Origin of the sequence: Brevibacterium casei CIP 102111 (assembly GCF_900169275.1) — a bacterium.
GTDB classification, from domain to species: Bacteria; Actinomycetota; Actinomycetes; order Actinomycetales; family Brevibacteriaceae; genus Brevibacterium; species Brevibacterium casei.
Genome location: NZ_FXZC01000004.1, coordinates 417,833 through 441,077 on the forward strand (window position 1 = coordinate 417,833; position 23,245 = coordinate 441,077).

The window sequence follows — 23,245 nt, forward strand, 5'->3', positions numbered from 1 at the left end:
TCCTGTGTTCAAACCCCATTGCCGACGAGAGAATCTTTACCTACATGGACATGGCCAAGCTTGCTGCCGAGCATGGACTCGACAGAGTGGGTGGGCGGCCGTCTCTCCCCCAATACATCAAGCAGCTGTGGAAGCGCAGTGACTTCACGCTGACGCTGTCCCGGTACCGGATCCAGTCGGAGAACGAACGCAATCGGCTAGGCATGCTCTGGGTCGTGCTGCGCCCGACGTTCTCGGCGATCATCTACGGCACGATCTTCGGTGTCCTCCTGCACGGTGCGGGAGTGCGGCCTCCGGACTTCGTGCCCTTCGTCGTCATCGGCGTCTTCATGCTCGAGTTCTTCAACTCGTCGATGAACGGCGGTGCGAAGTCGATCATCTCGAACGCCTCTCTCGTCCAGTCGCTGCCGTTCCCGCGCATCGTCCTGCCGATCGCGACGGTCATGCAGAACCTCCTCAACTTCATGCCGACGCTGGCGCTGATGATCATCGTCGCGGTCATCTACGGGGCCAGACCGTCCTGGGAGTGGCTGCTCTTCATCCCGCTCATCCTCCTCTTCTGGATCTTCTGCCAGGGCGTGGCGTTCATCTTCGCCCGGGTGACCGTGCACTTCCGCGACCTCAGCCAGGTCACGCCGTTCATCTCCCGGATGATCTTCTACACCTCGGGTGTGTTCTTCTCCCTCAACGAGATGATCGATCGCCTTGGCAGGCCGGAGCTGCAGCCGTTGGCGGACTGGCATCCGCTCAACGAGGTGCTCTCGATCTCGCGCGGCATCCTGATGAACGGCTACGAGATCCCCTACGAATACTTCGGGTACTTCGCCATCTGGGCCGCGGTGATCTTCGCCTTCGGCTTCGTCTTCTTCTGGCAGGCCGAGGAAAGGTACGGTCGCGATGAGTGAGAACACTACTCCCGGCGAGACGAACGAACCGCATTCGCCCGTCGTCGTCTGCGACGACGTCCACGTCGTCTACAAGACCCTGGCCACGGGCAAGAAGCTCAAGCTCGGCGGTGCCGGCGGCATGCTGCAGAAGACCCGCGGACTGCGCGAGGTCCATGCGCTCAAGGGCGTGAGCTTCGTGGCGTACGCCAACGAGTCGATCGGCGTCATCGGCAGCAACGGCTCGGGCAAGTCGACGCTCATGCGCACGATCACCGGCCTGACCCCGGCGTCGCAGGGTGCCGTGTACGCGAGTGCGCGGCCGAACCTCCTCGGGGTCGGTGCCGCGCTCATCCCGGACCTCTCAGGCGGGCGCAACATCATCCTCGGCGGTCTGGCCCTCGGGATGACCCGATCGCAGATCGAGGCGAAGTTCGACGACATCGTCGACTTCACGGGTCTCGGCGACTTCATCGACATGCCGATGCGCACCTACTCCTCAGGCATGTCGCAGCGCCTCAAGTTCGCCATCGCCACCGCGGTGCAGCACGAGATCCTTATCGTCGATGAGGCGCTCGCTGTGGGCGATAAGAAGTTCCAGCAGCGCAGTGAGGGCCGGATCCGAGAGATCCGCGAGAACGCCGGTACGGTCTTCCTCGTCTCGCACTCGATGCGCTCGATTCGCGACACGTGCAATCGCACGCTGTGGATCGAGAAGGGCGTTCTGCGGGCCGACGGCCCCACCGATGACGTCGTCAAGGAGTACGAGTCGTACAAGTAGGGGAGTGGTCGTCGACCGAGCTCAGGCCGACGATCGGTTCATTCAAAGACTGTGGGCGCCCGGATCATCCGGGCGCCCACAGTCGCATTCAGTGAGTTCGAGAGGCGATCAGTTCCAGACGCCTCGGGTGTCGTGGACGATCTTCTGGGCGAGCAGCGAACGGTCAATGCGTGCGAACTCGGTGTGGTCGACAAGCAACAGGACGATGTCTGCCGCTTTGACAGCTTCGCTGAGTTCTGTGAGTGTCACATTGTCACGACCCTCAAGGTCCGCGGGCAGTCGGTCGATATTCGGTTCGACTGCCAAGATCGTCGCCTCGGGCAGCTCTTCGGACAGCTGATCAACAATATGCCGGGCAGGACTCTCGCGAAGGTCGTCGATGTTCGGCTTGAAAGCGAGCCCGAGTGCGGCAATGCGCACATCCTTGATCCGCCTAGCCTGGGGGAGGAGCTTATCGAGAACGAACTGCGGCTTCGAGTCATTGACCTCACGGGCAGTTCTGATCAGCGACGAGAAGTCCGGAGTCGTGGCAACGATGAACCACGGGTCGACTGCAATGCAGTGTCCGCCGACGCCAGGGCCGGGCTGGAGAATGTTCACTCGCGGATGGTGATTTGCGAGTTCGATGAGCTCCCAGACATTGATGTCGAGCTTGTCGGCGATCATCGACAGCTCGTTCGCAAAGGCGATGTTGACGTCACGATAGGCGTTCTCAGTGAGCTTCGACAGCTCGGCGGTGCAGGCATCGGTCATGAGGAACTCGCCCTCGCAGAAGAGCTGGTAGAGATCGCGAGCGCGTTCGCCGGCATCGCCGTTGAGAGTACCGATGATGCGGTCGTTCGTACGGAGTTCGATCATGATGCGACCGGGAAGCACGCGCTCCGGGCAGTGGGCGAAGTAGATCGACTGCGACGTGCCGGGCTTGAGTGTGAGGTCGGGTCGCGCAGCCATGATTGTGTCCGCAAGGAACTCCGTGGCTCCGGGAGGCGACGTCGACTCGAGGATGACGAGCTCGTTGCCCTCGAGAAGCGGCGCGATCTGTTTGCCTGCCGTTTCGATGTACGAGAGGTCCGGTTTGTGCCCGTCGGTGAACGGCGTAGGCACAGCAACGATGTAGTTATCGGCATGCGGCGTCTCGGTCGTCGCCTTGAGGAAGCCCTGCGAGACGACACCGGCAACGGTGGTCGCCATGTCCGGCTCAACGAACGGCACTTTGCCCGCGTTGATGACGTCGACGTTCTTCTGGTTGATGTCGACTCCGACGACATCCGCTCCGGTGCTCGCGAGAATGGCGGCAGTTGGGAGGCCGATATACCCCAGTCCGATGACTGCGACTGATGGGCGGATGCTATCGGTGGGCGCGTTCATGAAATGAGACTCCAAGCTATCGGGTCGGACGCAGTCGGGTGGCCAAGGAACAGCTTCGGCAGTCCACCGCCCGGGTCCGGGTGTACTGAAGAGAACCACCGCATGCGCGGGTGCTCGCGTGCAATCGTCCGAAATCAGAGTCAACTGTATCAACAACGTAGAAGTGAATTACGGTGATCCTGAGAATGAACTTCAGATAGTCCGCTCAACTCGCGGTGTCGCGGCAATGCTATATTGTCACGGGAGATTAGCGGCCACAGTTTTTCCAGATGGACTCCGATTAAGCGACTCTGGAAGACCGGCGAATTCGTCACCATAGTAGCTGAATTCCGGAATTCGTGACAGAGCGCTATGAAGCGTTTCAACAGAGGAGATTGAGTGAGCGACATTGACGCGGCAGTCAAGCCGGTTGTCATGGTCATCTACGGGACGCGACCGGAAGCGATCAAGGTGGCCCCGGTGATCAAGGCCCTCGAAGAGGATCCTCGCCTGACGCCGGTGGTTGTCGTCACCGCCCAGCATCGAGAGATGCTCGACCAGGTCAACGAGGTCTTCGACATCACTCCGAACGTCGACCTCAATCTCATGGCACATGGGCAGACTCTCAATGGAATTGCCGGGACGGTCATCTCGAAGATCGACGAAGTCCTCGAAGCGCACAAACCCGACGCCGTTATTGTGCAGGGTGACACCACAACTGTTATGGGAGCGGCAATTGCTGCCTTCAACCGCGAGATTCCCGTGGTTCACCTCGAGGCAGGACTGCGCAGCGGAGACATCAATTCTCCGTTCCCGGAGGAGGCGAATCGCAAGATCGTTTCGCAGATCGCCCGGATCCACTTGGCCCCCACCGAGGTGTCCCGAGCCAACCTCCTCGCCGACGGGGTGCCCGATGAGAACATCCACGTCATCGGCAACACCGTCATCGACGCTCTGCATTGGGCGGTCGCTCGCCCCACAGAGAACACCATTCCCGAGCTTGAGGACGGCGCGGCCGAGGACAGGCGCGTGCTTCTCGTGACCACTCACCGCAGAGAGAACCTCGGGGAGAACATGGTCAATATCGGTCGAGCGATGAGGCGCCTTGCGCTTGACTATCCGGACCTCCTCATCGTCTGGCCGGCACACAAGAACCCGAAGGTCCGGGCATCCATCGCTCCCCAGATCGAGGACCTAGAGAATGTGCTCTCGATAGAACCGGTTGAGTATGGTGCGTTTTCGCACCTTATTGCTCGTTCAGACATCGTTCTGACCGATTCGGGTGGAATCCAGGAAGAGGCGCCGAGTCTCGGCAAACCGGTTTTGGTTCTTAGGGAGAACACCGAGAGGCCCGAAGCAGTTGACGCGGGAACGGTCAGGCTCATCGGGACGGCGACGAATCGAATCGTCACCGAAGTGTCGACTCTCTTGGACGATGAAAAAGCGTACTCTTCGATGGCGAACGCTGTGAATCCTTATGGTGACGGATTGTCCTCAGGTCGAAGCGTCGACATTCTGGCGGAGCTGCTTCTCCGAGACTGACGGATCGTGATTCGTCTCAAAGGCTGCGCAAATAGGCATTTGCTGTTGGTGTCATGCATGATCTCGGGATGTCGCAGGTGACCCAAATTCAGTGAGGCCAGGCTGCGTAGGAGTTCAACGATTGTGCATCGTTGATTACTGATTCGACCTCGAGCGTTCTTCCGGTGTTCATTTAAATGGACAACACTTGCGGGAGTTAATGTCTGCCGAATTCATGGCCTTAGTTGACGCTGGTCGCTACGAGTCAGCTCGATGTTCGCGATGCGTCTGCCGGATGGGTTCAGGCATCCGAGTAGACCGGGGAAGAATGTCAGTTTCCAAGGTGATCCGTCTCAGGCGGACTCTGTTCGTGGCCGTTTCGTTGCTGTTGGCGTTGATCTTCATGGGGATCGTTGTTTCCATGCTGTCGAACAACGCTACCTATGCGTTCGCGACGACCGTCTGCGCAACATTGGCGGTCGTCTTTCTCATTGTGGCTGAGCGACGGGCGGTCATCGCACGAAACGCGGCGCAGTCCGAACGCGATACGCTCCTGGTGATGCGCAGAGTCGCAGAGTCACAGATTCAACTCGAAAAGCGGACGAAGAGGATGGAAAGAGTCCTCAACGACACCGCTGGGTCGGTCGGACGCAGCGCGCCGGTGGTTCGCAGAGTGGAAGCTTCGGTCCGAGGACTGACCACTGAGCTGACGAAACCACCGTTGGGGATTAGCAGTTCGTCGCGTACGGTCGCTGGAACGGTTCTCAGCAGCTCCGTCGAAGGCCCCAGATTTCCCAATGCGCCAGTGCCGAAGCCTTCTCCCACTTTCGCGGGAACCAAAGTGCTTGTCATCGCTGACGAGTTCACAGAACAGGCATTTGCGCACGAGTGGACCGTGGTCACAGCCACCCCGGCGACTTGGCAGGAGGTGATCGATCGGGAGGCACCTTCGATGGTCTTCATCGAAAGTGCTTGGGAGGCGACTGGCGGCGCGTGGAAATATCACCTTGTCGGGCCATCTGCACCACGGCCGACAGTGGTCGAGCTTGCCCGGTACTGTAAGGGTCTGGGTGTTCCGACCGTATTCTGGAACAAGGAGGACCCGCCTCACTTCGAAGACTTCCTGGACACTGCGAAGCTCTTCGATTTCGTTTTCACGACCGACGGTGACAAAGTCTCTGAATATAAGCGACGGCTGGGACACAACCGAGTCGGCACACTGCCGTTTGCGGCACAACCTGCGATACACAATCCGGCAAGGATCGGTACTCTCGACCGCGACAGGGACGTGGTGTTCGGCGGAATGTACTTCCGAGATAAGTATCCCGAGCGCAGGAAGCAGTTGGAGATTTTGCTTCCCGCTGCTCAGAAGTTTGGGCTGGACATCTTCTCTCGGAACGATGGCGTCGATCCCAAATATCGGTTCCCTGAGCAGTATGCGTCCGCGGTTCGTCCAGGAATCCCGTACTCGCAGATGCTCTCCGCCTATCACGCTTACAAAGTCGTCATCAACGTGAATTCGGTGATCAATTCATCCTCGATGTGCGCGCGCCGCGTCTTTGAAGCGACGGCATGCGGCGCCGCGGTCGTCACCACCCCAACCGATGCGATCAAGCGGTTCTTCGGCGACGACACGTTGACTCTGATCGACGATGAGAAGACGGCATTCGACTATATGCGGACACTGTTGCGCTCTGACGAGCTCCGTGAGCGCAGAATCCACCTGGCACAGCGGCGGATCTGGGAGAACGACACGTATACGCACCGAGCGCGAGAGGTCATGGAGGCGGTCGGTCTGGAAATCGGGCCGCAATCCGATTCGTGTTCGGTTGTAGTCTGCACGAACCGTCCAGACCATGTTGGCACAATCGCCGAGAACGTCGCGCGTCAGAACATTGGAAATCTCGAACTTATCGTCGTCACTCACGGTTTCACTGCTGAGCCTGAGGACTTCCTGTCGTGCGAAGGCAGCGAACGAATCGCTCATCTGGCTCTGATCGAAGCTGACGCGTCCAGTACTCTCGGGGCAAACCTCAACAGGGGGTTCGAAGCCGCCACCGGCGACTACGTATTCCGCATGGACGACGATGACTTCTACGGCGAGAACTATGTGCGAGACCAATTGAACGCCATCAAGTTCAGCGGAGCTGCACTGGTCGGGAAAGCAGAGACGTACATCTATTTTGAAGAGGCAAACGCGACGTTCCTAACATTTCCAGGGAAGTCTCATCGATATACAGACTTCGTTCGCGGTGCGACTTTTGCAGGGCCTCGAAAGACGTTTGCCGAACTGAAGTTCAAGGAGCAGCGACTAGGCGAAGATTCCAACTTCATCGACCAGGTGAAGAAAGCCGGCGGTAAGATCTACAGTTCCGACCGGTTCAACTATATTGTCAACCGCAAGGGCGATAAATCGCGTCACACCTGGACGGTCGCCGATGCAAATCTGATGGGCACAGGAGAGATGAAGTTCGTCGGAAACGATCCAAAGCAGGTGGAGATTTGAGCGAAACGAACAGCAAAACATACGTAGTCGGAATTACTCGATTCTCACTTCTTCTGCCGAATGCTTCGTTCTGGAATCTGTCCAACTCCGCCGAAACGCCTGAGTCCTACGCGCGGCGCCTCTATGACCCAGCGCGGCTGAATGCTCGTCTCAAGATCTTCTCCGAGATCTCCCTGCCTCAGTTGGCAGCCCAGACGGTCTCAACCAATTATCGGCATGTAGTGCAGTATTCGACCTCACTTCCCGACTACTGCCAGGAAGCCCTGAAAGATCTCACCTCGACCTATCCCTTCCTTCGGGTCCAGTGCAGTGACGACGAGGCCGTGCATGCGTCGACAGTGGTCGAGAGCTTTCGCGATATGGTCCCGTCTGCGAGACGTCAGGATGCGCGTCTCGGATGGTTCCGACTCGATGACGATGACGTGGTCTCAACCAAGTACTTTGAGCGGATCCTTCCCTATGTCGAAGGTGAACCTCCAGGCCGGGTTGTCAGTCTCGGTTTGGGATACTCGATGATCTATCACAAAGAGCAGCTGTGGGATGTGCGGGCTGACTATCGTCCGAAGAACTCAATCGGGCAGCTCTACATCTGTGCCTTCGACGACTCGGGTGAGAGATTGATCGAACCTCCGAGGCAGAACCACGCGCAGATCGACAAGTGGGCGCCTACGATTCTGGATTCCCGATCCGCCTCGTTCATCACAGTGGTTCACCCTCTCCAGGACGGCAGAGTTCGTTTGACCTACGACGACGCCATCGCCGCAGTCGACGCCGAACAGGCAGCCAAGCCGATCGAAAGAGTCGACCGCCTCGAATCGGAGTTCTCAGCCGTACTCGGATCAGGTCACATTGCCGATTATGATCAGGTCCGCCTGAACGATCGAGCGGTCGGCAGGGCGACGGGTCTCAGCACTGATCCAGTAGAGTTCGACGTCGCGCTGCAGGGTGATCTGGCGGTGGAGATCTCAGTGCGCGCGGATAGCCCGCAGACAGAGGGCCGAGTGATTCTCGGATTCGAGTTCGCCCCAGGTACTCGTCCAAAGGCAGTTGGACGCTGGGTGGAGGTGGACGCCAATACTTTGGCTATCGGGTTCGTCGTCACAACTGTCGACATGACCTTCCGAGCGCACATGTTCGGACTTGCAGAGTCGCATCGGTTGACGCGGGTCAGAGCGTGGGTATCGAGAAGCTTCGACGGCGACGTCCAGATGTGCGCTCTCAACATCGCGAATGCCCATCACTCGAACGCCGTCTGCGTCTAGACAGGGGACAGGACTGCATCTTCGCCCCCGTTCAATCTGCAAAAATCAGAAGCAGTAGTGGCCTTCGGTGTATCCGAACGTATGAACGTCGCCGTTGGCAAGGAGGAGGCTGTCTTCAACGGTCCAGGTGTGCCCATGTGCGCCACGCACCTGCACGAAATTGAAACGGTCAGCGGAATAGATCCGAGCTCCAAGTCCGACGAGCCGCTTCTGCAGCTCGGTGTCCTCGCCCAGCGTTCGTTCCGCGAACGGATTGTCCAGCAGCGTTGATCTCCTCGCCATCAGTGTCGGGCCCATGACGAGGTCCGTGTATCGGTGCTCACGCTCCGGGAATCGCAGAATCACGAGGTCTCGTCCCCGCATATGGAGATAATGGGCCTGCTTGCCGACGAGGTCGGCGGCAGAGTACCGCAGTGCGGCCAGCTGGTCGGAAAGGTAGTGATCGCCGTAGACATCGTCGTCATCCATCTTCGCGACGACATCTCCGGAAGCTGCCGCAATTCCCTGATTGAGGCACACGCCAAGCGTCAGGTCGGCAGCGGCCGTGACGATCTGCAGATTCTCGATACCCAAGTCTCCTGCCTGAGCACGCAAATCCATGGGTGGTTCGAAACCGTGAGTGACTAGAACGAGTTCCTTGTCGGAATGGACCTGTCGGGAGTGCGTCTCGAGGATCTGCCTGAGGTGGTCCGGACGATTCGTCGAAACGACAGCCGAGACAGAGGTCGAGAACGGCGAGCTATGGGGGATATTGAGTGCATCCATCACTGTCATGGCCCGATGAGAGTAGGTATGTTCTGACCATATGCGTCGCTGAGCGAGGTGGACAGTGTGATTGCGCAGCTCGGGGCTGCGCACCAGCGCCCGAAGCGTCCACTCGGCGTCTTCGACGGTCTCCGGTTGGGCCACTTCCGTTACGGGAAAGAATGCCTTAGTTGCGGCGCTGGGAGTTGACACGACAGGTGTTCCTGCCGCTGATATCTCGAAGATCCGGCGCGCGCACATGCTTGGCGAGTCCGTCACTGAATTGACGTTGAGGAACACCTTGTAGTGCTTGTAGGCGGTGAGCAGGTTGCGGTACGGGAGTGATCCGACTACTCGATCCGCCAACGTTCCCGGAAACTGGTACCGCTCGTCATCGCCGAGGAAACGAGAGAAGATCTCGAGGCCATGAGCCATGCGACCCGACACGGCCTCGGCGGCTCCCAACAGCAGATCCATCTGCTGGCGGCGCTCGGGGTATTTGTGCGCGAAGTACATTCCGGCGAACGCAATGTCTCGAGCCGCGAAGTTCTTTGCAGAACGGGACGGATTGTGAATGGCCGGTTGGGCAGCGAATGGAAGAGATGCCACACGATCGTGTCCCAGCGCGGCCTTGTATCGGGGGACGAGTCGAACATCGCTGGTGAAAACGACATCGCAGAGCTCAGCAAGCGGAAGGAAATCCTCGAAATGCGGAGGGTCCTCCTTGTTCCAGAACACGCTCGGCAGCCCGCGACGTCGACACTCTGAGAGAAGTTCGACGATCTCGTGGCTCGGCCCCGACGGCCCTGTGAGCTTGTACTTCCAGTCGCCGGAATTGCCGTTCCATGCGGCCTCGATGAAGACGAAGTCCAACTCGTCGAGTTGCTCTGACCATCGATCGGTGGAGAGAGTGGTCGTCGACCATTCGTAGCCGAAGCTCTGTAAGGAGAATTCGTCGAGGATGACGCCGACTCTCACATCACCGAAGACAGGGGGGCGGTTGGCCACAGGTGCGGGCGGAAACAACTCAGCGAGGACATCGTCCGACAGGCTGCCCGTGGCCACCTTCGACGGCGTCTGGACTGCCCCCTGCGCAATCGAACGCCGACGTGCCCACGTCGTAAACTGTCGGGTGCCGCCCTTCCTCAGGTGCCACAATGCTGTGCGCAGAGTTCGAAGAGGCGTGTTCGCCAAGGCCCGTCCGCCTTTCGTCGGTGCCGCGGAGCCGAATCCGCTTGGATGTCGCGTTCGTCACGAAACCAGTGTCGTGGCCGTTGCCTTCAAGTAGCTGTTGCATCGCATTTGTCGCAACTTGCACTTATTCAATGTGCAGTCGCTCGTTAGCCGATGAGTCATCGCTCACCATTGTGTTTCAGCCGGGTAATGAATGCATTCACCTCCAATAGTACAATCAGGTGGTCGGGTGAAGCCGACCGGTACCATGCGGATGAGTACGCCAACGCAGGTGGAAAGTCCCACAGATATCAGTTGCCCGAGTGAAATGAGGAATGTGGGAAGCACGATCAGGCCCGACGCCTCTCGCACCCGTTTCGCCAAGAATATGCTGGCAGTCGTCCGTTCTCTGGCAGACGGGTTGATCTTTGCTTTCCTTGTCTGCGCGATGACGCTGTTCAGGTTCGACTTCCACCTTGCTCAGATCAATCTCGCTGGGATGATCGTCTGTGCAGGGATAGGCCTGATCGTGTTTCTCGTTTGCGGACCGCTCGCGATCTATCGGGGTCGGTACCACGAGGGTTCATCTGACCAGTTCGCCGCGATTGCGGGCACAGTCGCCCTCGGTGTCGGTCTCATGTGGGTGGCCGAATTCCTCTTCGCGTCTCGTCTCCTCATACCCACCAGTGTTCCGATCGCAGCGGGCGCGCTCATGGTGGTCGTCAAGAGCCTGGAGAACTGGGTGCGGCGAAACCGCAGGCAGCGAGCCCGCTCCGGCTCTCGTTCGTCGAAGCCTGCACTGATCATCGGCGCCGGGACCCTGGGGATGCGGGCACTGGACATGATCGCCGAGGACCGCAGCGGCGAGTATTCCGCCGTCGGACTCCTCGACGATGATCCCAACAAACGCCATCTTCGCTACAACGGAATCCGTGTACTCGGCGCGTTGTCGGATATCGCCGACCAGGTCGACAGAACGGGTGCGACGGTCGTCATCATTGCCATCGCGGACTTGCCGCCAGAAGATCTCCAACGAATCGCTGCCAACCTCGATGGTCGACCAGTCGAGATCAAAATCCTCCCCACGCTGGCAGAGGCTGATCTGACTCGACACGATACTCCAGCCGCCGCAGTCGCGGATCTCCGGTCAAGGAACTTCAGGGACGTCAGTCTCGAAGACCTCATCGGGCGGAAACCGATCTCGACTAACCTCGATGACATCTCCTCAGCGATCTCCGGTCGAGTAGTCCTCGTAACCGGAGCGGGAGGGTCGATCGGGTCTCAGCTGTGCAAACAGGTGGCGAGATTCGAGCCCACCCGACTCGTCATGACCGACCGCGACGAGTCCGGGCTCCACGCCACACAGCTCGGCCTCGAAGGTTCAGCACTCCTGACCAGCGACGATCTCATACTCGGTGATCTCAGAGACGCAGCTTTCATCGATGCGCTTGTGGCGGAGACCAAGCCGGACATCATTTTCCACGCGGCGGCGTTGAAGCACCTGACTTTCCTCGAGCGCTTTCCGGAAGAGGCAATCCGCACCAACGTCGGAGCGAGCTTGGACCTGCTCAAAGCGGCCGTGGCGAACGATGTCGAGTCTTTCGTTCACATCTCCACCGATAAGGCCGCAAACGCAATGTCCGTACTCGGACGGACGAAGTTCTCCATCGAGCGAGCAGTCGCCTCTGTGGCGGCCGCCACAGGACGCAGGTACATGTCGGTGAGGTTCGGCAACGTGCTCGGGTCGCGAGGTTCCGTGCTCGAGACGTTCGTTGCCCAGGTGGCAGCCGGCGATCCGGTCACCGTGACCGACCCAGAGGTCACGCGGTACTTCATGACTGCAGACGAAGCGTGCGAACTGGTGCTGCAAGCGGCAGCAATCGGTAATCCAGGTGAGACACTGGTCCTTGACATGGGTGTGCCGATCAAGATCGATGACCTGGCCAAACGTGTGATCGCGCTGAGCGGTCGCTCGGATGCTCGCGTCATCTACACCGGATTGCGCCCGGGTGAGAAACTGTCCGAGGCGCTACTGTCCCCAGGAGAAGAGGACGTCCGCCCGGTCCATCCCCTGATCACGCAGGTGCGCATCCTGCCTGTGAACATCTCTGATCTCGCCACGCTCGTCGAACATGCCCGTGACGCCAGCGCCTACTCGCGAAGGTCCGAACTCAGCCTCGAACTGTCACGAATCCTCGACCCCTCTGACGAGCTATATCCGGCAGCTTACGGCGCTTCCCCGAGCGCTCAGACCGAATCCCCATCTGACATCGCGGTCCTCTCCCCATCCGAGGAGACACCGGGCTCAGGGGATTCGGGCAGATGATCGTACTTCCACTGGTCGTCCTCATCGTTGCCGCGGCAGCCACCGCGGTCAGTGGTCTCCTCGTTTTCCCTTTGCTGAAACGCGCGGGTGTCGTCGACGTGCCGTCTCACCGCTCTTCGCACACAGAGGTCACGGTGAGAGGCGGGGGGATCGCCGTCGGATGCGGCGTGACAGTTGCAACTGTCGTCGCTATGGTCTGGAACGTTGTGGAGAACGGTGCCTACGGTGTCGGTGGGATCCTCATGTCGATCGGCTTCTTGGTCCTCACCTGGTGCTATTCGGTGATCGGCATGAGCGATGATCTCGATTCCCTGCAGCCGATTGGGCGCTTGGCCGGCCAAGTTGTTCTCGCGCTGATCTTCAGCGGGTGCATTGCACTCGTTTCGACTCAAGGCGTGTCTCATGTCCTCGTCTTCGCCGTTGTCGGAGTCGTGACAGTCAACGCCGTGAATTTCGTCGATGGGCTCAACGGTTACGTCACTGGTTGGGCGGTTGTCACTGGAGCATGGTACGCGTTCGTCGGCGGGTGGAACGGACAGGGCGACGTCATGCTCCTCGCATTGGCTCTGACCGGTGCCGCGGCGGGATTCCTTCCATTCAATCTTGGCCAGGCCAAGGCATTCCTGGGGGACACGGGCAGCTACGGCATCGGAGCGGCAGTGTTTGCGATCGCGGTCTGGCTTTTTTCATCTGGAGTGCCGATCGTCGTCATCGTGGCACCACTTGTCTTCGTGTTCTTCGATGTTGGCTGCACTTTGGTGTGGAGGCTCTTCCAGGGCGAGAACGTACTCCTGGCCCACCGCAAACACATCTATCAGCGGATCGAACAGGCCGGGTGGTCTCATGGCACGGTCTCGCTTTTCCACGCCGCGCTCACTGTGCTGGCTTGCGTACTGGCGGTGCCCACTCTGCTGGCCGGCAATACTGCGTCCACCTACCCATCGCATGTCTTCTGGGTCGCGTTGATTGCACTCTATGCTGTTGTGCCCTTCTGGCTCAGACGCCAAGAGGTGCGAACGGGAGTCCCCGCATGAGAATTCTCCTTTTGTCGCACTACTACTGGCCCGAAGTCGGCGCTCCGCAGCGTCGGTGGAGCACGATGGTCAGCCACCTCATCGGCAGAGGTCACCAAGTCGTCGTTGCCGCTCCTCATCCGCATTATCCGTACACCCGCCGGGACGAGTTCTTCGAGTCGACGGTCGGTCGGCTTCGACGGCGGGTCAAAGCACGCCTTGGCGGAACCTGGGACATAGGTCAGTTCGGTGAAAGAATCATTCGGGTCCCTTACCTCCACGGAGGCACGTCCATGACGCGCCAGATGCTCGATCAGTCCGTGGCAGCGGCTGGTGCGATCACTGCAGTCCTTCGTCGGATGCGAGGGCCACACCGCCCAGACGTCGTCATCTCCACGACACCAGCTCTGCCGACTCTCCTGGCGGGGGATTTCGTCTCTCGAATGCTCAAGGTTCCGCACATCGCTGAGATTCGCGACGCATGGCCGGACCTCATCCACGAACTCTCGCTCGTGACCAACGCCGCTGGGCGGTACCTTCCCCTAACCATCACCGGGCCACTCGAAGACACCGTTCTGCCGACGTATCTCACACGGGCTCAGCGCCGGGCGGCGGCCGTCATAGTGACGACAGAAAGTTTCTGCGAAAGGCTTCGACACCGCGGTATCAACGCAGCGGTGGTGAGAAGCGGCGTAAGCGGAGCGGAGATCGAAACCGATACGTATGAACAGCCTTCCGCGCTTGAGAAGGGACCCGGAGCCAATCTGCTGTACGTCGGGACCGTGGGGCGATCGCAGGACCTTGCGTCGGCGATTCGCGCCTCGGTGCGAGTGCCCGGTGTGCGACTGCGCATCGTGGGCGACGGCGCAGACAAAGCCGAACTCGTCTCGTTGAGCGCCAGCCTCCGTGCGGGTGTCGAGTTCTTCCCCCAAGCGGTGGAAAGCGAACTTGCCTCACACTGGGACTGGGCCGATGCTGGATTGGTCTCCCTCGGCGACGTTCCTGCCCATACGCGCACGGTTCCCTCGAAACTGTATTCGCTCATGGTCAGGCGAGTTCCCATACTCGGAATTGTGGCCGGAGAAGCCGCCGAGATCATTAAGATCAACGGCGCAGGGCGAGTAGCCCGGCCCGGAGACATCGAATCGATCGCTGAGTCGATGTCCGCTTTCGCCGAGGCCGATGTCCGACCGAGCGAGCGCGCTCGAGAGTGGACAATCGAGAACGCTTCGGTCGAGGTCATGGGAAGAGAGTACGAACGGATTCTCAAGGAGGTGTGTCGATGAACCTGGGGTTCCTCAGTCGTCAGGTAGTCAATGCCACGGCCACCACTTTGGCACACATCAACGAAGACCGAGTCTTCTTCGCGATGCAATTGGCCCGACGCCTCCCGAAGTCTGCGTCCAAGGCAGTGGGCGCGATTCTCTCGCGGATTCCGAAAGCCGCCAGCAGGGCCGCCGGTGCGTGGCTGCTCGGCCAGGAGACAGCAGCCAAGGCGATTGTCGCTGAGCACGAAGCCGTCCACCCGACTCGGCTCCTCGGCGAGATCGCTCTCAACCTTGGGCTGGTCGATTCTGCCTCACGGATTGCCGAAGGGGTCTCGGGCGGTCAAGCACTTCGTTCAAGGATCCTCTGGACTGTGGGCAATGTCGACGCATCGATCGAGGCGCTGCCACCGGGACGCCGCCGAACGCGACTTGAGGCCGAACGAGCAACCCTCGCATCAGGTTGGTGGCCCCATCTCGATGCGTTTGTGACTGCGCGAGCATCGTCTCTACCACCGTCCAGTACGCATCCTTCCTCCATGCACGTGCTCACCAACTCGCTTCCTCACACGCGCTCCGGTTACGCCTACCGCAGTCACCTGATCCTCAGAACGCTTCAGGACTCTGGTCACTCGGTGATCGCCGCTACCCGTACGTCGTACCCCGTGACCATCGGTCGATTGGGGTCCGGTGCGGTTGAGTCAGTCGACGGCGTCGACTATCTCCGCCACGTTCCGTTGCTGCCACCGTCAACGCCGACTGAGCGACTCCTCGGACAGGCCCGCTGGATCGCAGATGAAGCGGTGCGCAGAGACACCCGAATTCTGCATACGACCACCCACTACGTCAACGGGTTGATCACTGGAGCAGCTGCACGTGCCGTCGGTCTCCCGTGGGTCTATGAGGTTCGGGGTGTTCTCGAGGAGACTTGGGCCGCAGCCGGAGCCTCCTCGAAGGAACAGGCGTCAAGACGAACAAGCCAGCGATTCGCTCTGATGCGGGCGAAGGAGATCGAAGTCGCAAAACGGGCGGATGCCGTCATCACCTTGGGTGAGACCATGCGCGCGCACCTCATCGAAAACGGTATCGATGAGGACTCGATCACCGTTATTCCCAATTCGGTTTCCGAGGCCGTCGTCAGCGCGGACGTCTCCCGGTCTCCCGCCGAGGTGAGGGCCAGTCTGGGACTTCCCACCGACGGAGTGTGGGTGGGCACGGCGGCTTCGATCGTCGGTTATGAGGGCCTTGACGATCTCGTCGAAGCCGTGCGCATCGCTCGTTCGAAGGGCATCGACCTTCGTCTGCTGGTGGCCGGCGATGGTGTGGCTTTGCCCGATCTTCGTGAACGAGCCAACGTCCTCGGTGATGCGGCGGTATTCACCGGTCGCGTTTCGCAGAGTGCTGCTATCGACTACCAGCTTGCGCTGGACACCATTGTGGTTCCGCGTAAAGACACCCAGGTGTGCAGACTTGTTACACCTATCAAACCGATCGAAGCGATGGGGCTGGGCAGGCCCGTCGTCGTCTCAGACCTGCCGGCGCTGCGGGAAATGGTGCCGGAGGCAGCTGGCTTGCGGTCGGGTCCGGAGAATCCCCGGCAGTTGGCCGATACCCTAGCGGAGCTCGCCCTCGATTCGGACGCACGGGTGCGCTTCGGAAATAATGGACGGGAGTACGTACTGGCATCCCGACGGTGGAAGGACATCGGTCAACGATATGGTGAGGTCTACGCCCGAATCGTGGGAGCCGAAGCGAAGTGAGTGAAACCAAGAATCCGCTGGGCCTGACGTCGATTCCGTCGGTTTCGAGCGAGGGGCTTGTCCCGGTCGGCAAACGGACAAGCTTGCGCAGTTACCTGTCGAGCTTGTGGGACCGCCGGTACTTCATCATCGCCGAATCACGCGCGAAGATGTCGGGTTCGACTCGGAAGAACATCCTCGGTTTCGGATGGATGTTCCTCAACCCTCTGCTGTCTGTACTGGCATTCTGGTTCATCTTCGGGTTCATTCTCGAAACGTCAGACAAGATCGAGAACTTCCTTGGTTTCCTCGTCATTGGGGTTTTCTTCTTCCAGTACACGGGCAAGAGCATGACCGGCGGCACTGGCGCCATCCGTTCCGGAGCGTCGATGATCAAGGGATTTCAGTTCCCACGCGCGGCGTTGCCGATCTCGACGGTGGTGAGAAATCTCCTCGATTTCATTCCGAGCTTCGCCGTGATGGTTGTCCTACTCGCCGTTCTGCCACCTCTGGAGACAATCACGTGGCGAGTGGTTCTCGTCATCCCGGTGATCGCACTGCAGACGATCTTCAATGTCGGCCTGGCCTGCCTGCTTGCACGGGTCGGCCACAAGATCCCTGACCTGAGCAACTTCATGTCGATCATCAGTCGCTTCTGGCTCTACGGATCAGGCGTCTTCTTCTCAATCGATGAGAAACTTGCAAAGTATCCCGAGCTGCTCGCTGTCATGCAACTCAATCCGATGCACTCGTTCCTTACTCTCGCCAGGGACTCTCTGCTCTATGGTGTCGACTCGCCCCTGTGGATGTGGGCCAGCGCCATCCTATGGTCGTTCGGACTCCTCATCTTCGGATTCCTGTTCTTCTGGCGAGGGGAGGAGAGCTATGGTCGACTCTGAGCTCGAAGAGCCGAACATCATCGCGGAGAATGTCCAGGTCCGGTACACCGTCGATACGAGCGATCCTTCTCAGCGTTCGAAGACGATGCTGTCACGAGTCGGCAGAATGGTCACCGGACGGAACGGAACGACGACCGTGCGCGCCTTGCGCGGCGTCAACCTCGTAGCGCGCGAAGGCGAGATGATCGGGATCGTCGGCGCTAACGGCTCCGGCAAATCGACTTTCCTTCGCAACGTTGCCGGGGTTGAACAGCCCGATCGCGGTCGAATCCTCGTCCGTTATCAGCCCCTCTTGCTGGGTGTGAGCGCGGCGTTGCAGCCAGCCCTGTCGGGAAGTGAGAATGTGCGACTGGGTTGTCTTGCAATGGGGCTCACCCCTGAGGAGGCGGCCAATGCTTTCGACTACGTCGTGGAGCTTTCAGCTTTGGGCCAGGCGATTCACCGTCCGATGGGCACCTATTCTTCCGGCATGGGCGCACGTCTGAGGTTCGCAATCGCCCTGGCTGCGCGACCAAAGATCCTGCTCATCGATGAGGCTCTGTCCACCGGGGACGCCACATTCGCTGAGCGTAGCGAGACGGCGATGGACGAACTCCTTGCCGAGGCAGGAACGGTGCTGCTGGTCAACCACGCGGCCAAAGTCATCCAGGAGCTCTGCACACGAGCTGTTTGGATGCACAGGGGCGAGATCCTCATGAATGGACCCGCCGAGGCTGTCGCCGAGAAGTACCGCTGGTGGGCGTGGAACGTGGCCAAGGGAAAAGAGCATATCGCCGACAAGCTCCTTCACGACGTGATGAGCAACGCGACTCAGGAGGGCATCAATATCCTCGAACCGGAAATGGTCAAGAATCCCATCCCACGTCATGCCGCACGCACTGACAAGAAGAGGGCCGTTGCAGCTCGACACGTACGACGTCAGCGTCACACGGACGAGGTAGAGGAGACACAGACTGAACTCCTTGCATCCGCGGGCACCCAGGTGTGGCCCGAAAAGCTTGACGCACCCGTCGCGCAGGCAAAGTTCCCTGTGCTGCCGAAACCAGCTTCTGAGGCTGTCAACGCCCAGACGCGATTCGACGAACCTCCACCACTGAGGCTCAAGCCGCGAGACAAGAAGGTCGTGCTCCGAGCCGCCGATCCGAAAGACCGGGCGTCCTCGATCGCCAGCGAGAACGACCTCGCCGGTCGACGTCTCGCATCACAGGCGAGACGGATCGCGGATCAGCGATACCAGGAACGGCAACGTCGACGTGAACAGCAAGGAGATGCACCTCACCCAGACATGGATTCGCCTGAGACTTACGAGACAACCTCGGTTTCAAGTTCGGTAAGCCAATCGCGATGAATATCGCGATCTACGGTTCATGCGTCAGTCGAGATACCTGCGAGTTCATGGACGAAGCAAAGGTCCTCGCCTACGTAGCGCGACATTCGGTGACGAGCCTGCGTACGTCACATGGAGAGGACAACATCGACCTCGGAGAGTTGACGTCGCCCTTTCAGAAGCGCATGGTGACCAGCGATCTCCGCGGCAACGGGACTGCTCGAATCGCGGAACGCGCCGGCGAACTCGACCTCGTTCTCATTGACTTAGTCGATGAACGACGCGGTTTCTGGCGATTCTCTGACGGGACCACCATGACGAACTCGCTCGAAATCGAAGCGTGTGGAGCCGCCAGTGCGGCGAAAGAAGACGGTGCCCAGCTGATCGAGTTCGGTACGAACGAGCATTTTGAGGCATGGTCTCAAGGTTTCTCCACTCTGGTCGAGGGTCTGCAGGCGGCGGAGCTCCTAGAAAAGACGATCATGCTCGACATCGAATGGGCGTGTGCCGTGGACGGCGCTCAACACCCGCAATCCAACCGGATAGCTAAGATGGGGCGACAATGGCGCCGACTTCAACGCGGCGCACGAGACGCGAAGCGAGCGCTATCGTATCGACGATCAGTTCGCGATGCATGGGCCAGCTTCACCGATGTCAAGCCGACTGAAGCGGAGAGCTTTGCGGACAGGGCGTTTGCCGCTAACCGCGAATACGTCCGGTATCGTAATGAGGCGCGCTCGCGTATGCAATATGTCATAGGGCGGTCAAGCGATGAGGTTCGAATCGGCCGCGACCACAAATGGGGACCGCAGCCGTTTCACTACCGGGACTCTGACTACCGCTCGATCGTGGACGACATTCGTGCCAAGGTGAAGGAGATCGGCGGTGAACCCCAATGAGCGGCCAGCAGTGGCGTAAAGCCCTGTGGCACCTCCGGAACGGGGGAATCAGCGGTCTGAAAGAATTCCGGCAGAGGTCCCGGAAGAGCGGCTCCATTCCACAGCGCACGATCGACGGCACTACCGCGCCCGGAAGCCAACCTGGACCCGCCCCAGACCTCAGTGTCATCATCCCCGCCTTCAACGCAGCCGAGTACATCGAGCGTTGCCTTCGCAGTGTAGTCGCTCAGAATGACGTCAGCCTTGAGGTGATCGTCGTCGACGATGGTTCGCGAGATGAGACGGCGGCCCTCATCGACAAACTGGCCGAAACCGACCCACGGATCACCTTGCTGCAGAGCACCAACTCGGGACCAGCGGCTGCACGTAACCTCGGGATCGAAGCGGCCTCGGGCGACTTCATCACTTTCGTCGATGCCGATGATGAGGTTCTCCCTGGAGCATTCTCAAGCATGGTCGACTCGTTGCGACGCACCGGGTCTGATATCGCCACCGGATCATACATACGATTCGGGGCGACCGGGCGAAGTCGCCCCAAACTCACTGCACGCGTTCACGCTCGGCAGCGTTTGGCGGTACGACTCGACGACATGCCCGAGCTCTTGGAAGAACCAGTTCTGTGGAACAAGGTGTACGGTCGCGAATTCTGGAAACGTCACGTCGGTACGATGCAGACGTTTGCCAACTATGAGGACCAGGAACCGGTCTATCGCGCCTTAGTCGCTGCCGCTGCAATCGATGTGCTCACCAAAGATGTCTACGCGTGGAGGCTTGCGGAAGGGCGACGGACGCGTTCTCGCCGCAAGGGCAAAGCCGCGGACCTTCGTGCGAGGCTCAAAGTGATCGAAGCACTCAAAGCCGTGCTGGTCCATGAGCCCGAGAACGTCCGACGAACTGCGTATGCCATCTGGATGGGCACCGACCTTTCCATGCATGCGGAGTATCTCGCAACCGCGACGAAGAAGTTCCGGAAGACCCTCACAGAGGCCGCGTCCGAGATACGTCAGGAAATGCCGCGCAACGCCTGGGACCTTATCCCGGCACAAGCCCGTTTGTTCATGTGGGTAGTCGCATCAGGCCGATTGGACGACATTGAAGAAGTGCTGGGGACGCGCGCCGAGGAAACAACGGCGGTCCCAATGGAGTACATGGACGGTCATTGGCTCGTAGCGCCCACCTACCTAACGCGATTGAGGACGCGAGTTCCGAGCCGACTCCTTCGAGCCTTCGACGTGGATTTCAAGCCTGCATTCATCGTCCGCAATGTTCGGTGGGTGGACACTCGGACCATTGAGCTAAATGGGTGTGCATACGTGCCCGGAATCCGAACCGACGACATCAGCTTCAAGGTCCGCGGCGTGATGGACGGTGCAACGGAGTTCGACGTGGGAGTTGAATCAGTCGACGACAATAGGATCGACCTCGAAATCGGAGACCCGTGGCGTACCTACGCACGAAGCGGATTCAAGGTGCAATTGGATCTCAGCCACATCCAAGATGTGTCTCCCCGAGGAATCCAGATCATAGGCTCTTTCGCCGTTCGTGGAGTCGAGATGTCGACACCGGCCACCTCTACGGCGGTAGTAGGAATGATTGCGCCGAGCCCGGTCACAGCGAGTGGTCGAATCACCGTCGTAGCCGACGACCATGGCGAGCTTTCAATCGTCCCCGTGGAACTGCCCGTGCTCCCGGTTATTGCCGAACAGGTCACGATCAATGGTGAACGCGTGTCGATCGAAGTTCGCGACCGGGACGATATAGCTGCTGTGGAACTCTCGGCAGGATCCGCAATCGTCAGGATTCCCGTCGACGGCACGAACATCTTTCGAGCGGAACTACCTGCAGTCCCCGAAGGCTATAAAGACGGAGGGGAGCTGATCTGGTCCGTTAGAGCGCAGCTCGTCGACGGCAAGTCTGAAAACGTCTACTTCTCGGCCGTGGACTACCTCCTTCCCGCCACTGGTCGGCTGCGCCCCGAGCCCAACATCGATGGAAAGGTTCAACTGGCACAACGTTTTCTGCGAGTCACAGTAACCGGCGCCGGCATAGATCGAGACCGGTTGCTCCTCACCGGGCGAATCGACCCTCCACAAAAATTGAGTCTCGTCCTAAAGTCATCGGACCAGACGATCACACCCACTGAGTTTCAGCTGCATGCCGACGGAGAGTTCACGGCCGTCTACGATTTGACGACTCACGGAGCAGAGGGTGGATTGGTTGCCGCACTCTCCGGCGGATACCACGTGAGATTCGGTTCGACACCGGAAACTGCCGAGCAATGGGCCAGAGTGGCAGGAAAGCTTGCGATCCGGCCCATTGACACCTTCACTGAGTGGAACACCATCCGTGTCGAAGGTCGGTCGTCAGGCGTAGTCGCACTGACTGCGTCGCCACCCTGGTCGGCAAGCGAACGCACTCGTTTCGGTCGGTTTGCGCTGCGCGATGTCGATTGGGGACCGCTGCAGAATGGCATCGTATTCGAGTCATATAACGGCAAGTCAGCGAACGACAATCCGCGCGCGATCTTTGACGCAATACGTGAGATAGAGCCTGAGATCCCACTTTACTGGTCGGTCCGGGACAGACGCGTAGACGTGCCCGAAGGCGGAATACCAGTCGTCGAAGGGACCGTGGCTTGGCACAAAGCGCTCGGGACAGCGAGAGTCTGGGTCAACAACAACAATTTCCCTTACTACGTGCAGAAGCAGGCGGGGCAATTTTACCTCCAGACGTGGCACGGCACACCAATCAAGAAGCTCCTATGGGACATCCCACGGCGGAAAGTGCCTCTCACCTACCGCCGTCTGATGAAGTCTGAAGTTGCGCAATGGGATCTACTCCTAGCGCAGGCGGAGGGAGCCGTAGCGAATCTCCGATCAGGACTTGGATATAATGGTCGCATCGAAATCAGGGAGTATCCGCGCAATATTGGACTCTTCAAATCCAATAATGAAGTTCAGGCAATTAGGCGACTATTGGGCATCGGCGATGATGAGAGAATAGTGTTATTCGCGCCAACGTGGAGAAAAAAGCAAGCGATCGGGGAAGAAGCAAAATGGGAGGATCATCTGGATCTTGATGAGCTGGCCAGAAAATGTAATGTACGAATTCTGGTAAGATCTCACCATATGACGAGGATGAGCCAAGCGGCGTCGTCGAATATCATCGACGGTTCAGCGGCAGTGCACGTTGAAGATCTCATGGCTGTTTCAAACATTCTCGTAACAGACTATTCTTCCATTTCTCACGACTTTTCTCTTTCTGGGAAGCCAACGTTGCATTTCACGCCCGACATTGATCGTTACGAGCGAGAGCGTGGACTATATCCACGATGGTCGGAGACGCTCAACGTTGTTGTTGATCATAACGCCCTGGCTGAAGCATTGCGTCAGATTTGTATTGAAGATTCAGATCCGTTGAATCCTGTATCGGGACACGATTCAATGCATGAAAGTAACATGATGTTGGCTAATACGCTTATTAAATTGCATAATACAACGAGTACAGAGCAGAACGGTCCGCGATGCGAATAAATACCAAAAAGGCAATCTTGACGCGC

Annotated in this window: 15 protein-coding genes; 13 read left to right on the forward strand and 2 right to left on the reverse strand. The window is 59.1% G+C overall.

Features of this window, described 5'->3' with window-relative positions:
• Nucleotides 1-44: 44 nt before the first annotated feature.
• Together BC102111_RS11730 and BC102111_RS11735 are read left to right on the forward strand one after the other, a co-directional pair.
• Nucleotides 45-905, forward strand: coding sequence for an ABC transporter permease (locus BC102111_RS11730; RefSeq protein WP_101624408.1), 861 nt, complete (start codon nt 45-47; stop codon nt 903-905).
• Nucleotides 898-1,665, forward strand: coding sequence for an ABC transporter ATP-binding protein (locus tag BC102111_RS11735; protein ID WP_101624409.1), 768 nt, complete (start codon nt 898-900; stop codon nt 1,663-1,665). Before BC102111_RS11730 ends, BC102111_RS11735 begins: the two co-directional genes overlap by 8 nt.
• 108 nt (nt 1,666-1,773) lie before the next feature.
• Here the strand turns inward: BC102111_RS11735 and wecC are convergent, their stop codons facing one another.
• On the reverse strand, nt 1,774-3,033 hold the full coding sequence (wecC, locus tag BC102111_RS11740) for a UDP-N-acetyl-D-mannosamine dehydrogenase (protein ID WP_101624410.1): 1,260 nt from the start codon (nt 3,031-3,033) through the stop codon (nt 1,774-1,776).
• 414 nt (nt 3,034-3,447) lie between these two features.
• On the opposite strand from wecC, the gene wecB reads away from it, so the two are divergent.
• The 3 genes from wecB to BC102111_RS11755 all read left to right on the forward strand — a co-directional run bounded on the left by wecB (nt 3,448) and on the right by BC102111_RS11755 (nt 8,301).
• Nucleotides 3,448-4,554: a non-hydrolyzing UDP-N-acetylglucosamine 2-epimerase gene (wecB, locus tag BC102111_RS11745; RefSeq protein WP_101624487.1), complete on the forward strand. Its 1,107-nt coding sequence runs from the start codon at nt 3,448-3,450 to the stop codon at nt 4,552-4,554.
• A gap of 307 nt (nt 4,555-4,861) precedes the next feature.
• The gene (locus BC102111_RS11750; protein ID WP_180960630.1) at nt 4,862-7,039 is read left to right on the forward strand and encodes a glycosyltransferase family protein; all 2,178 of its coding nucleotides are present in this window, start codon (nt 4,862-4,864) and stop codon (nt 7,037-7,039) included.
• Nucleotides 7,036-8,301, forward strand: coding sequence for a glycosyltransferase (locus BC102111_RS11755; protein WP_180960631.1), 1,266 nt, complete (start codon nt 7,036-7,038; stop codon nt 8,299-8,301). The genes BC102111_RS11750 and BC102111_RS11755 overlap by 4 nt, the downstream gene beginning before the upstream one ends.
• A gap of 45 nt (nt 8,302-8,346) precedes the next feature.
• On the opposite strand, the gene BC102111_RS11760 is transcribed toward BC102111_RS11755, so the two are convergent.
• On the reverse strand, nt 8,347-10,110 hold the full coding sequence (locus tag BC102111_RS11760; RefSeq protein ID WP_232252552.1) for a glycosyltransferase family protein: 1,764 nt from the start codon (nt 10,108-10,110) through the stop codon (nt 8,347-8,349).
• A gap of 445 nt (nt 10,111-10,555) precedes the next feature.
• Between BC102111_RS11760 and BC102111_RS11765 the strand changes: the two genes are divergently transcribed.
• Genes BC102111_RS11765 through BC102111_RS11800 form a run of 8 tightly spaced genes read left to right on the forward strand, consistent with a single transcriptional unit; the run spans nt 10,556 to nt 23,219 of the window.
• A complete protein-coding gene (locus BC102111_RS11765; protein WP_180960632.1) occupies nt 10,556-12,544 on the forward strand; it encodes a polysaccharide biosynthesis protein in 1,989 nt (662 codons plus the stop codon).
• Nucleotides 12,541-13,578, forward strand: a complete 1,038-nt coding sequence (locus BC102111_RS11770; protein ID WP_101624415.1) for an MraY family glycosyltransferase — start codon at nt 12,541-12,543, stop codon at nt 13,576-13,578. Before BC102111_RS11765 ends, BC102111_RS11770 begins: the two co-directional genes overlap by 4 nt.
• Nucleotides 13,575-14,843 carry a glycosyltransferase family 4 protein gene (locus BC102111_RS11775; protein ID WP_101624416.1) on the forward strand — a complete coding sequence of 423 codons (1,269 nt, stop codon included), beginning with the start codon at nt 13,575-13,577 and terminating at the stop codon, nt 14,841-14,843. Before BC102111_RS11770 ends, BC102111_RS11775 begins: the two co-directional genes overlap by 4 nt.
• Nucleotides 14,840-16,582 carry a glycosyltransferase family 4 protein gene (locus BC102111_RS11780; RefSeq protein ID WP_101624417.1) on the forward strand — a complete coding sequence of 581 codons (1,743 nt, stop codon included), beginning with the start codon at nt 14,840-14,842 and terminating at the stop codon, nt 16,580-16,582. Before BC102111_RS11775 ends, BC102111_RS11780 begins: the two co-directional genes overlap by 4 nt.
• Nucleotides 16,579-17,460: an ABC transporter permease gene (locus BC102111_RS11785; protein ID WP_101624418.1), complete on the forward strand. Its 882-nt coding sequence runs from the start codon at nt 16,579-16,581 to the stop codon at nt 17,458-17,460. Before BC102111_RS11780 ends, BC102111_RS11785 begins: the two co-directional genes overlap by 4 nt.
• The gene (locus tag BC102111_RS11790) at nt 17,447-18,808 is read left to right on the forward strand and encodes an ABC transporter ATP-binding protein (RefSeq protein ID WP_101624419.1); all 1,362 of its coding nucleotides are present in this window, start codon (nt 17,447-17,449) and stop codon (nt 18,806-18,808) included. Before BC102111_RS11785 ends, BC102111_RS11790 begins: the two co-directional genes overlap by 14 nt.
• Nucleotides 18,805-19,686, forward strand: coding sequence for a DUF6270 domain-containing protein (locus BC102111_RS11795; protein ID WP_146001422.1), 882 nt, complete (start codon nt 18,805-18,807; stop codon nt 19,684-19,686). Before BC102111_RS11790 ends, BC102111_RS11795 begins: the two co-directional genes overlap by 4 nt.
• Nucleotides 19,683-23,219 carry a bifunctional glycosyltransferase/CDP-glycerol:glycerophosphate glycerophosphotransferase gene (locus BC102111_RS11800; RefSeq protein WP_101624421.1) on the forward strand — a complete coding sequence of 1,179 codons (3,537 nt, stop codon included), beginning with the start codon at nt 19,683-19,685 and terminating at the stop codon, nt 23,217-23,219. Before BC102111_RS11795 ends, BC102111_RS11800 begins: the two co-directional genes overlap by 4 nt.
• The last annotated feature ends 26 nt before the right edge of the window (nt 23,220-23,245 follow it).

What these genes read in the sequence shown, in the direction of transcription:
- wecC (WP_101624410.1), bottom strand. Translation starts at nt 3,033, where the DNA reads ATGAACGCGCCCACCGATAGCATCCGCCCATCAGTCGCAGTCATCGGA.
- BC102111_RS11770 (WP_101624415.1), top strand. Translation starts at nt 12,541, where the DNA reads ATGATCGTACTTCCACTGGTCGTCCTCATCGTTGCCGCGGCAGCCACC.
- BC102111_RS11780 (WP_101624417.1), top strand. Translation starts at nt 14,840, where the DNA reads ATGAACCTGGGGTTCCTCAGTCGTCAGGTAGTCAATGCCACGGCCACC.
- BC102111_RS11775 (WP_101624416.1), top strand. Translation starts at nt 13,575, where the DNA reads ATGAGAATTCTCCTTTTGTCGCACTACTACTGGCCCGAAGTCGGCGCT.
- BC102111_RS11730 (WP_101624408.1), top strand. Translation starts at nt 45, where the DNA reads ATGGACATGGCCAAGCTTGCTGCCGAGCATGGACTCGACAGAGTGGGT.
- wecB (WP_101624487.1), top strand. Translation starts at nt 3,448, where the DNA reads ATGGTCATCTACGGGACGCGACCGGAAGCGATCAAGGTGGCCCCGGTG.
- BC102111_RS11800 (WP_101624421.1), top strand. Translation starts at nt 19,683, where the DNA reads ATGAGCGGCCAGCAGTGGCGTAAAGCCCTGTGGCACCTCCGGAACGGG.
- BC102111_RS11735 (WP_101624409.1), top strand. Translation starts at nt 898, where the DNA reads ATGAGTGAGAACACTACTCCCGGCGAGACGAACGAACCGCATTCGCCC.
- BC102111_RS11795 (WP_146001422.1), top strand. Translation starts at nt 18,805, where the DNA reads ATGAATATCGCGATCTACGGTTCATGCGTCAGTCGAGATACCTGCGAG.
- BC102111_RS11750 (WP_180960630.1), top strand. Translation starts at nt 4,862, where the DNA reads ATGTCAGTTTCCAAGGTGATCCGTCTCAGGCGGACTCTGTTCGTGGCC.
- BC102111_RS11790 (WP_101624419.1), top strand. Translation starts at nt 17,447, where the DNA reads ATGGTCGACTCTGAGCTCGAAGAGCCGAACATCATCGCGGAGAATGTC.